The organism is Rheinheimera sp. (assembly GCF_020217005.1).
Lineage (GTDB): Bacteria > Pseudomonadota > Gammaproteobacteria > Enterobacterales > Alteromonadaceae > Pararheinheimera.
In genome coordinates, this window is record NZ_JAIWOI010000193.1 from 1 (window position 1) to 10000 (window position 10000).

10 protein-coding genes are annotated in these 10000 nt (G+C 46.7%); 7 read left to right on the forward strand and 3 right to left on the reverse strand.

Annotated features, from left to right (window positions below; genetic code table 11):
- Both LDL40_RS09445 and LDL40_RS09450 read left to right on the forward strand, forming a co-directional pair.
- Window positions 1-286: glutathione binding-like protein (locus LDL40_RS09445; protein ID WP_300995070.1), on the forward strand; the 286-nt coding region annotated here is incomplete at its 5' end.
- The gene (locus tag LDL40_RS09450) at window positions 286-741 is read left to right on the forward strand and encodes a ClpXP protease specificity-enhancing factor (protein WP_300995071.1); all 456 of its coding nucleotides are present in this window, start codon (window positions 286-288) and stop codon (window positions 739-741) included. The genes LDL40_RS09445 and LDL40_RS09450, both read left to right, overlap by 1 nt.
- Before the next feature lie 43 nt (window positions 742-784).
- On the opposite strand, the gene ilvY is transcribed toward LDL40_RS09450, so the two are convergent.
- A complete protein-coding gene (gene ilvY, locus LDL40_RS09455) occupies window positions 785-1693 on the reverse strand; it encodes an HTH-type transcriptional activator IlvY (protein WP_367304311.1) in 909 nt (302 codons plus the stop codon).
- A 148-nt stretch (window positions 1694-1841) separates the two neighbouring features.
- On the opposite strand from ilvY, the gene ilvC reads away from it, so the two are divergent.
- Both ilvC and LDL40_RS09465 read left to right on the forward strand, forming a co-directional pair.
- Window positions 1842-3317, forward strand: a complete 1476-nt coding sequence (ilvC, locus tag LDL40_RS09460; protein ID WP_300995072.1) for a ketol-acid reductoisomerase — start codon at window positions 1842-1844, stop codon at window positions 3315-3317.
- Between the two features lie 356 nt (window positions 3318-3673).
- A complete protein-coding gene (locus LDL40_RS09465) occupies window positions 3674-4099 on the forward strand; it encodes a methylglyoxal synthase (protein WP_300995073.1) in 426 nt (141 codons plus the stop codon).
- A 16-nt stretch (window positions 4100-4115) separates the two neighbouring features.
- Here LDL40_RS09465 and LDL40_RS09470 read toward each other — a convergent pair whose 3' ends face one another.
- The gene (locus LDL40_RS09470; RefSeq protein WP_300995074.1) at window positions 4116-5123 is read right to left on the reverse strand and encodes a zinc-binding alcohol dehydrogenase family protein; all 1008 of its coding nucleotides are present in this window, start codon (window positions 5121-5123) and stop codon (window positions 4116-4118) included.
- A 96-nt stretch (window positions 5124-5219) separates the two neighbouring features.
- Between LDL40_RS09470 and LDL40_RS09475 the strand changes: the two genes are divergently transcribed.
- Both LDL40_RS09475 and LDL40_RS09480 read left to right on the forward strand, forming a co-directional pair.
- Window positions 5220-6125, forward strand: coding sequence for a LysR family transcriptional regulator (locus tag LDL40_RS09475; protein WP_300995075.1), 906 nt, complete (start codon window positions 5220-5222; stop codon window positions 6123-6125).
- A gap of 17 nt (window positions 6126-6142) precedes the next feature.
- The gene (locus LDL40_RS09480; protein WP_300995076.1) at window positions 6143-6730 is read left to right on the forward strand and encodes a GNAT family protein; all 588 of its coding nucleotides are present in this window, start codon (window positions 6143-6145) and stop codon (window positions 6728-6730) included.
- A gap of 104 nt (window positions 6731-6834) precedes the next feature.
- On the opposite strand, the gene LDL40_RS09485 is transcribed toward LDL40_RS09480, so the two are convergent.
- Window positions 6835-7575, reverse strand: a complete 741-nt coding sequence (locus LDL40_RS09485; protein ID WP_300995077.1) for a DedA family protein — start codon at window positions 7573-7575, stop codon at window positions 6835-6837.
- A gap of 197 nt (window positions 7576-7772) precedes the next feature.
- Between LDL40_RS09485 and LDL40_RS09490 the strand changes: the two genes are divergently transcribed.
- Window positions 7773-9872 (forward strand): TonB-dependent siderophore receptor, encoded by a 2100-nt coding sequence (locus LDL40_RS09490; RefSeq protein ID WP_300995078.1) that lies wholly within the window; start codon window positions 7773-7775, stop codon window positions 9870-9872.
- The last annotated feature ends 128 nt before the right edge of the window (window positions 9873-10000 follow it).

Genomic DNA, 10000 nt, shown 5'->3' on the forward strand with positions numbered 1-10000 from the left:
GCAGGATGGTCCTGACGCTGCTACAGCCCGCCGTGATTTACGCGAAGGTTTATTGGCGATGGCGCCACTGTTCCAGGAACATCCCTATTTCATGAGTGATGAGTATAGCCTGATTGATTGTTATCTGGCCGCCTTACTTTGGCGTTTACCTCTATTTGGCATTGAACTAAACGGAACTGGCAGCAAGTTATTACAAAGTTATATGACGCGTATATTCGAGCGTGACGGTTTTCAGCAATCGTTAACTGAAGCTGAGCGTGAAATTCGCCGGGGGCGTGGTTACTAATGGATATGACTTCAAATAAGCCTTACCTGATCCGCGCTTTTTATGAATGGATAGTCGACAACAATCTAACACCTTATCTGGTGGTGAACGCCAGCATCCATGGCTGTAAAGTGCCAACCCAGCATATTCAAAATGGTCAGATAGTACTGAATATTTTGCCTTCTGCTGTAGGTAACATGCTGATGGGTAATGAGGTGATTACCTTTAATGCCCGTTTTGGTGGTAAGCCATTTGCGCTAACAGTGCCGATTAAAGCCGTACTGGCTATTTATGCCCGCGAAAACGGTGCTGGTACTATGTTTGATGCGGAAGAAGACACGGATGATGATCAGCATCATTTAGAAGCTGTTTCAGACAGTGAAGCCGGAGAGGGCAGCGATCAGACTCCACCGGAAGACGATCCGACCGATCCAAACAAGGGTAAAAAAGTCTCTCATCTGCGTGTAGTGAAATAAGCTGAGAGTGGGCTAATTTCATTAAGTCTTTATAGCATCTGAGCTAAATCAGCTCAGATGCAACTTGCCAGAATGCTCTCAACAATGGCTCATGCAGCCGCTTCGATAAAGTACACAAACCTAAATCAAAAGGCGCAAATTCATCGCCTTGAGTTAAATACCTGACTCTGTCTCTGGCAGGGCTTTGCTGCGCCACTATAGCAGGCACCAACGCCACTCCAGTGCCTAAAGCCACCATACTGACCATAGCTTCATGACCCTCTACTTTAGCTACGACCTTGGGATCGCTAATACGGGCTTTGCGCCACAGCTCAAAACGACTTCTGACCGGACCATGCTCAGGCAAAATAAAAGGTACTGAGTCCCAGGGAATAGGGCTTTGATTGAGTAGATCGTTAGTTTTACAGGGGATCACTGGCGCTATCAGTTGCAGCGGCACTTTGGCGATGCTGCGAAACGCCATATTCAGCGGAAAATGTTCGGGGTACACAGCCAGAGCTATATCGGCTTCGTCCTGTTTTACTTTCTCCAATGCAGCTGAGGCGTCTCCGGTAATCAGCTTTATTTCAGCCAAAGGGCAGACTAAACGGAATTTATCCAGGATTGCGGGAAGGTGACTAAAACTGGCTGTTACAGTACAAAACAGCCGGATTTCACCACTTAAGGACGCACTGGTTTCGCTCAGATCAATTTGCAGCTGATGCCATTGTTCTAAATAGCTTTTCACAAAAGCCTGTACTTTCTGGCCCGCTAAAGTTAGCCGCACTGATCTATTATCCCGCTGAAACAACTCAACGTTTAACTCTTCTTCCATGCGCTGGATCACCCGGCTTAAGGTCGATGGGCTGACATACATTTGCTCGCTGGTGCGGGCAAAGTTCAGGCTACTGGCCAGATGCAGAAAAAGCTGGGCATTACGGATATCCACTTGGGTATAAATCCTGTGTTGCATAAAGTGAAATACTGTATTGTGAATATATCACTTCACGCAATCATTGCACTGTTTTATTCTCAACCGCATCAAAACAGTGCATGACTTCTCTGCGCTGTTACGCTGAGCCCAACAGTGAGCCAGCTAAAAGAATTCGTCGGGATTTGTTATGAGCAACTACTTCAATACATTGAATTTGCGTCAGCAGTTAAAGCAGTTAGGTAAATGCCGTTTTATGGCCAAAGAAGAGTTTGCCAAAGGCTCTGATTTGTTAAAAGGCTGGAAAGTGGTGATTGTGGGTTGTGGTGCTCAGGGCTTAAACCAAGGCCTGAATATGCGTGACTCAGGTCTGGATATTTCCTATGCCCTGCGTGCTGAAGCTATAGCGGCAAAACGTAAGTCGTTCCAGAACGCTTCTGACAACGGTTTTAAAGTAGGCACGTACGAAGAGTTAATCCCAACGGCGGATTTAGTGTTAAACCTGACGCCGGATAAACAGCATACCAGCGTGGTAAAAGCTGTGATGCCATTGATGAAACAAGGTGCAACTTTAGCTTACTCGCACGGTTTCAATATAGTTGAAGAAGGTACACAAATTCGTAAAGACATCACAGTTGTGATGGTGGCGCCTAAGTGCCCTGGCACTGAAGTACGTGAAGAATATAAACGTGGTTTTGGTGTACCAACGCTGATCGCAGTACACCCGGAAAACGACCCTAAAGGTTTAGGTTTAGAAATTGCCAAGGCGTATGCTTCTGCAACTGGTGGTGACCGTGCCGGTGTACTGGAGTCGTCTTTTGTCGCCGAAGTGAAATCGGACTTAATGGGCGAACAGACCATTTTATGTGGCATGTTACAAACCGGCTCTATTCTGGCTTATGACAAGTTAGTCGCCGAGGGTGTTGAACCAGGCTACGCTGCCAAGTTAATCCAGTTTGGCTGGGAAACTGTGACTGAAGCGTTAAAACACGGTGGCATCACTCATATGATGGACCGTTTGTCGAACCCGGCCAAAATCAAAGCTTATGATTTAGCTGAACAATTAAAAGTAACTTTACGTCCGCTGTTTGAAAAACATATGGACGATATCATCAGCGGTGAATTCTCCCGCACCATGATGGCTGACTGGGCCAATGATGATAAGCAGCTGTTTGGCTGGCGCGAAGAAACCCGTCAATCCGGTTTTGAAAACGCACCAGTTTCCAATGAGCAAATTCCGGAACAGGATTATTTCGACCGCGGTATTTTGTTTGTCGCTATGGTGAAAGCCGGTGTTGAGCTGGCGTTTGAAACCATGGTTGCTGCGGGTATTGTCGAAGAGTCAGCCTATTACGAGTCGTTGCATGAAACGCCGTTGATCGCTAATACCATAGCGCGTAAACGCCTGTATGAAATGAACGTAGTGATTTCAGATACTGCTGAGTACGGTAATTACCTGTTCAGTAATGCGGCAGTACCGCTGTTACGTGATTTCGTTAACAAGTTAAGTACTGAATATGTCGGCAAGGGCTTAAGCTCGGCAAACAATGGTGTCGACAATATTCGCCTGATCGCTGTCAATGAAGCGATCCGCCAGCATCCTGTGGAGCTGGTGGGCAAAAAGTTAAGGGGCTATATGACCGCGATGAAAAAAATCGTCGGTTGATAGCAGAGGTTTTCTCCAATCTCACCCCCAAGTACCGAGTTTTTACGTGGACCTTGGTTGTTTGCCCGGCGTTATAGCCGGGCTTTTTTTATTTGACCTTCGTACTTGCAGCCGCAGCGTTGTTGACTGCGCACACGAGCCCAAGTCACATAGTGGACTATGCTCCTTGGGACTCGATTGCTTGTCGCCTGGCTGCAACAGCAATTACTTTAGCAAATGGACCTTCGTACTTGCAGCTTATGCTCTTAGGGCTCTATTGCTTGTCGCCTGGCTGCAACAGCAATAACTTTGACAAAGTATGCTGAACTCTATGAAAAACTCAGTGTATGCTTGCAGCAATCTTAAGGAGTAGAACAATGAAAACTATAGCTTTAGTAGCGCATGATGGGAAAAAGGCTGAATTGCTGGCTTGGGTAAAAGAGCATGCTGACTTTTTTCAGGATAAACAACTGATTGCCACTGGTACCACAGGGCGTTTGTTGAACGAAGCACTAAACAAAGAAGTTTTGTGTCTGGCCAGCGGTCCTTTGGGCGGCGACCAGCAGATCGGCGCTTTAATTGCAGAGCAGAAAATTGACTGGCTGGTGTTTTTCTGGGACCCGTTGTCCTCCCAGCCTCATGATCCGGATGTAAAAGCACTGATCCGTTTGGCTGTAGTCTGGAATATCCCTGTGGCTTGTAATAAAGCCACAGCAGATTTTATCGTTACGTCCAAATTAGTAGGACAAGACTATCAGCGCACAGTGCCGGACTTTTCAGCCCACAACAACAGATTACGCTGAGTCTTTTGACATTAAATTAAAAGCCTGTCAGTACCAGTTTGCCAATAGTTTGTTGGCTTTCCAGTATCTGATGGGCCTTGCGCAGATTTTCGGCGTTAATTTTGCCAAAATCTGAGTTCAGTGTGGTCTTTAACAGGCCAGCGTCTACCATAGCTGCAACCTGCTGTAATAACTGCTGCTGTGCAATCATATCTTCGGTTTGAAACAAAGACCGGGTAAACATCAGCTCCCAGTGCAGCGATAAACTTTTGCGCTTCATTGGGCGAATATCAATTGGCTCTGGATCATCAATCAGTGCCAGTTTGCCCTGAGGTTTGATTAGTTCCAGTATGTCGCTAAAGTGTTGTGCTGTGTGGGTCAGGCTGATCACATAATCCACTTCCGGCTGATCAAGTTCTTTAAGTTGGGCTGCCATCGGCTTTTTGTGATCCAGCACCAGATCCGCACCTAAGGATTTGACCCATTCAGTGGTTTCAGGTCTTGAGGCCGTCGCAATCAGCTTTAACTGAGTTTTTTGTTTTGCCAGTTGCAACAGCACCGAACCTACGCCACCAGCAGCGCCTATCACCAACAGAGATTTACCTTTAGTGTTCTGCTCATTCAGTTCAAACCGGTCAAATAACAACTCCCAGGCTGTAATGGCAGTTAAAGGTAAAGCTGCTGCTTCAGTAAAACTTAAGCTTTGAGGTTTGTGGCTGACAATACGCTGATCGACTAACTGAAATTCGCTGTTTGAACCAGGCTTATCAATAGCGCCCGCATACCAAACTTCGTCACCCGCTTTAAAAGCTGTGACTGCACTGCCGACTGCAACCACAACGCCTGCAGCGTCCCAGCCCAAGACCCTTTGTTGACCCTGAGTGTCGGCGTTACGGCGGATTTTGGTGTCGACAGGATTAACGGAAACGGCTTTCACAGCAACCAGCAGATCATGTTCACCTGGCGTTGGGGTTGGTAACTCTGCGTCGTACAACGACTGCGGATCTGTGGCTGGTAAATTCTGACTATAAACTATGGCTTTCATCTGGATGCTCCATTGGGTTGATGTGGCTAGATTAAAGCAAGTCACTATTTAGAAAAATGTGCTAGATTTGGATTCAGTTTCAAAAATAATTTGATAATGATGCTGAGAACTGACGACTTGCAACTTTTTGTTCTGACCGCTGACTTAGGCTCTATTTCTGCTGCAGCGCGTGAGCTCGATCTTTCGCCTGCACTGGCCAGTGTGGCGTTAAAACGCCTGGAGCAGCAGCTCAATGCTCAATTGATTTTACGTTCAACCCGCAGTTTACGCTTAACTACTGCGGGCACAGCGTATCTGGAGTATGCGCGCCAGGCGATCCAGTTATTGGGCCAGGGCCAGCAGCTTTTACAGTTAGGGAAAGAGCAGTTATCAGGAGAGCTGACTTTATCTATGCCATCAGATTTTGGTCGCAACAGCATGGCAGTTTGGCTGGCAGAGTTTCAGCGCCAGCACCCTAAGTTACAGCTGAAATTGAGAGTCAGTGACAGGCTGGCTGATTTAGGCAGACAACCTGTGGATCTGGCGATACGTTACGGCCAGCCTAAGGATTCACAGCTGATAGCCATGCCGCTGGTGCCGGACAATCACCGTGTGCTTTGCGCTTCCCCTGACTACATTCGTCGTTTTGGTGCCCCAGAGCGGCCGCAAGATATCAACGCGCATCAGGTGTTACAGCTGGTGCTGGGAGAGGCTGTACATAGCAAATGGCAGTTCTGGTTGGATGGGCAATTACAACAGGTGCAAGTGCGAGGAGCTCTAGTGGCTGATGATGGTGATGTCGTCAGGCGCTGGGCAGTGGCAGGCTTAGGTATTGCCTATAAGTCCAGATTGGATATTTTGTCTGATCTGAGAGCCGGGACTTTGGTCAAGTTATTACCAGACTACCAGACCGAACAGGCACCTATGTATTTATTGGCTGTGCAGCGGTTATCTTCATCTCCTGTACTTAAAGCATTATCAGAATTTTTGCTGCAAAAGTTAAGGCAGCATTGGCTGGATTAAACGAAAGGATGAGAAAAATGGCGTGGTTAACCACTCAAATGTTAGAAGGTGAGTTTGTTTGCTTAGAACCTATGGCGCAGTCGCACGTCGCGGATTTGCAGCAGGCGGTTGCGGATGGCGAAAACTGGAAACTCTGGTACGCCATGGTGCCCACAGTGGAAGAAATGCCAGCTTATGTGCAAGAGGCTTTAGCCAGCAAAGCGCAAGGGGCAGTGCCTTATGTGGTACGTTGCAAAATGACGGGTAAAATCGTCGGAACCAGTCGTTACTATATGGTGGATGAAGCCAGCAGAAGAGCCTTGATTGGTTATACCTGGTATGCAGAATCTGTCAGGCGTACAGCAATAAACACTGAAGCTAAATTTTTGTTATTAAGTAATTTATTTGAGAAACATAAGGCTATAGCTGCAGAGTTTCGCACCCACTTTTTTAATCATACCTCACGTAAAGCCATAGAACGTTTAGGCGCTAAAATGGACGGTATCTTGCGTCAGCATATGATTTTAAAAGACGGTTCAGTGCGTGACACTGTGGTCTACTCCATCATCGCCTGCGAATGGCCTACGGTCAGACGGCATTTAATGTCGAAATTAGGCCGGGATTGAAGCGTATAAACTAGGGGCTGGGTTTGCACCGCCCGCTTCAAATTTCAATTCAAAACGCTTTAAAGCCGCAGTTAACAAAACTGCGGCTTTAAGTACGAAGGGGGTCAAAACATCAACCCAGATAACTCTCTTAAATACAAGGGAGTAGCCGGGTGTTGGCTTAACTCAAAACATAAAAAAGCAGTCAGAAATATACTGATCACAGATCCCCAAAACCAATGCTGTTTTGGCTTGTCCTGTTCTTTGTGCTGTAAATACTTTTTCAGCAAGTAACTGCTGAGTGCAGCCAATAGTAATGAACCTGCCAGTAAGCTGTAAAATAAGGTCAGGTTTGTGCCTTTAAGTTGCCAGGCGACACCAGCCAAAATGCCAGGCAGGAAATAAGCAATAGGCCAAAGCACGCAAGCCAGAGTGGCAGCAGGAAAATAACGTGAAGGTGCTAACTGCAACATACCGGCGAGCAGAGGTAACAGAGGCCGGCTTGGACCAATAAAACGTCCAGCCACTATCGCCAGCCAGACATTGTTTTCCAGAGCGCCACTGATTTTGTCTAACTCTTTTTGCTGGCGGGATAACCAGTTCCAGCTTTCCAACTGAGGCCTGAATTTGCGACCAGCCAGATAAGACAAAGAATCACCTACTAAACCTGCGGCGGCAGCCACCATGCAGGCAGTCCAGAAGCCCATTTGCTCAGCGCCAATCAATACACCAAAGCTAAACATTAAGGCAGTACCAGGTACTAACAGACCCAATACCGCTAGAGACTCTGCAAAAGTCAGCATAAATAAAATCAGTAAGGCATAAGCCTGATACTCAGTTAGCAGGTTCTGTAACCATTGTTCCATCTTTTACTCACGTTAATTGAATAAGCTGCTGTTAGGGCAGTATCGGGGCTGTGACGGGCTTATTCAAGCAGCCCTATTGCCAGAGTCACAAAGAAGTCTGATAAATCAGTTGGTTTATTGAAATGTTATATTGTATCATTTTGATTCTAACTTTAGCGTTTCAGCCATTATCTCAGCAGTGACCGGACTAATACATCATGCCAACCTTTGATTTAAAACCTTCTGTTCTTATACTCACTCTTGGTTTTATTACAGCTGTCCCAGCAGCGCAAGCAGAATCAGCACAAGATATTGAGCGTATTGAAGTGCTCTATCGCCAGGCTTATCGCGGTGATATCCCCGCTCAGTCTTTACCCCAGTCCATTACAGTAATTGATAAAAGCCTGTTTAAAGACAATGCATTAACTCGTTTTCAGGATGCCCTGGATTTTTCAGTCAGCATTTCACGGCAGAATAACGGCGGTGGTTTGTGGGATAGCTTCTCGCTGCGTGGTTTTCCCGGTAATGAAAATATGCCGTCTGGTTATTTAATTAATGGTTTTAACGGCGGCCGTGGCTTTAGTGGCCACAGGGATTTATCTAATGTTGAGTATGTAGAGATTTTAAAAGGCCCAGGTTCAGCACTTTATGGTCGCTCTGAGCCTGGCGGCACTATCAATGTAGTGACCCGCAAACCACAAAAAGAGCAGGAAGGTTACCTGCAACTCTCTACAGGCCGTTTTGAACAGCACAGAGTAGAAGCCGACTACACCAATGGCGTCAGTGACAATGTGGCGGTACGGATCAATGGCGCATTACAGGATTACGGCAGTTTCCGTGATCATGTCACCAGCAAAAAACAGGTATTTACTCCGTCAGTCCGCATCGATCTGGATGATAAATCTGCGTTGCTATACGAATTTGAATACCTGAAACAAGAGCAGTTATTTGACCGCGGTATAGTGGTACTAAATGGTGATTTTAATACTGTGCCACGTTCACGTTATTTAGGTGAACCTGGTGATGGCCCTACTGAAATTGAAGCCACTGGCCATCAGTTATCTTATGAAACCAGTCTGAGCAACGACTGGTCATTTTTAGCGGGTTTAGGTTATCGCGACTCCTCATTAAACGGCTTTTCGTCTGATGCGGAGTTAGCCAAAGCCCGTCAGTCTATCTTTGATGATGGTAAAACCCTGACCCGTCAGCGCCGTTACCGTGATTATCAGTCTGAAGATACATCAGTGCGGTTTGAGCTGAGTGGTCATCTGAATACTGCCGGTATTGTGCATCACGTTCTTATGGGGGCTGACGCGTATGACTATGATTTATATACCTTGTTGTCACGTTACCGTGGTCCAAAAGGCACTTACGCTTTAGATATCTTTAACCCGGTTTATGGCGGCACTGCGACGGCACCTGCACCTTTGTATGAAAACCAGGAATCGCAAAAAGCCTGGGGGGTCTATGTCCAGGATCAAATGGATTTAACTCAGCACTGGAAGTTGTTACTTGGGCTGCGTTTTGATGATTATCAGCAAGACATTCAAGAGCTGTTAAAAGCCACCCGCTCGGACAAAACTGGCACTCAAATCAGTCCACGTATTGGTTTAGTCTTTGAAGTAAACCCAGAGTTAAGTTTCTACAGCAGCTACTCTGAAGGTTTCCTGCCGTTAAGTGGCACTGATTACGCAGGTAACCCTTTTGAGCCAGAGTTAAGTGACTCTTACGAGGTGGGTACCAAATTTGTCGCTGCAGGTGTTACAGGCACGCTGGCTTTCTTTGATGCGAAAAAATCTAATATTCTGACTTCAGATCCAGTCAATATAGGTTTTGCAGCTACCTTAGGTGAAGCGACCAGTCGTGGTATTGAACTGGACTTGCAAGGTCAGCTGACAGAGCAGTTATCGGCTCAATTGTCCTATGCCTTTTTGGATACTCAAACCGCGACCGATATGATTAACATCGATTGGGCTGTGAATGTGCCGGCAGGCAGTCGTCTGGTGAATGTGCCCAAACATAATGCCAGCCTGATGCTGACCCAGTTAGTCTCTGTAGGTTCTGTTGAAAGCCGTTTAGGTGTCAGAGTCAATCATGTAGCTAAACGCCTGGGCGACTCAGTCGACAGTAGCTATATGCTGCCGTCCCATACTTTAGTTGGCCTGTCCTGGGCTGCTGATTTGGACCAGAACTGGAAAGCTCAGCTGAATATCGACAACCTGTTTGATAAGTTTTATATCCATAACTCCTATTCGGCGCTCTGGACTGTGCCGGGTGAGCCGCGCAGCTACCGCATAAGCCTGACCTATGCTTTTTAATTCTGAGGGTTGGGAAATGATTGTCCGTAGTCGTATCCAAAGCATCGACATGATTCGGGGTCTGGTGATGTTGATTATGTTGCTGGACCATGTGCGGGAGCGGTTTTTTTATCATCTGCAGGTGTCGG

Excerpts from the sequence above, each read along its gene's own strand:
- LDL40_RS09450 (WP_300995071.1), top strand. The coding sequence starts at position 286 with ATGGATATGACTTCAAATAAGCCTTACCTGATCCGCGCTTTTTATGAA.
- ilvY (WP_367304311.1), bottom strand. The coding sequence starts at position 1,693 with ATGCAACACAGGATTTATACCCAAGTGGATATCCGTAATGCCCAGCTT.
- ilvC (WP_300995072.1), top strand. The coding sequence starts at position 1,842 with ATGAGCAACTACTTCAATACATTGAATTTGCGTCAGCAGTTAAAGCAG.
- LDL40_RS09465 (WP_300995073.1), top strand. The coding sequence starts at position 3,674 with ATGAAAACTATAGCTTTAGTAGCGCATGATGGGAAAAAGGCTGAATTG.
- LDL40_RS09470 (WP_300995074.1), bottom strand. The coding sequence starts at position 5,123 with ATGAAAGCCATAGTTTATAGTCAGAATTTACCAGCCACAGATCCGCAG.
- LDL40_RS09475 (WP_300995075.1), top strand. The coding sequence starts at position 5,220 with ATGATGCTGAGAACTGACGACTTGCAACTTTTTGTTCTGACCGCTGAC.
- LDL40_RS09480 (WP_300995076.1), top strand. The coding sequence starts at position 6,143 with ATGGCGTGGTTAACCACTCAAATGTTAGAAGGTGAGTTTGTTTGCTTA.
- LDL40_RS09485 (WP_300995077.1), bottom strand. The coding sequence starts at position 7,575 with ATGGAACAATGGTTACAGAACCTGCTAACTGAGTATCAGGCTTATGCC.
- LDL40_RS09490 (WP_300995078.1), top strand. The coding sequence starts at position 7,773 with ATGCCAACCTTTGATTTAAAACCTTCTGTTCTTATACTCACTCTTGGT.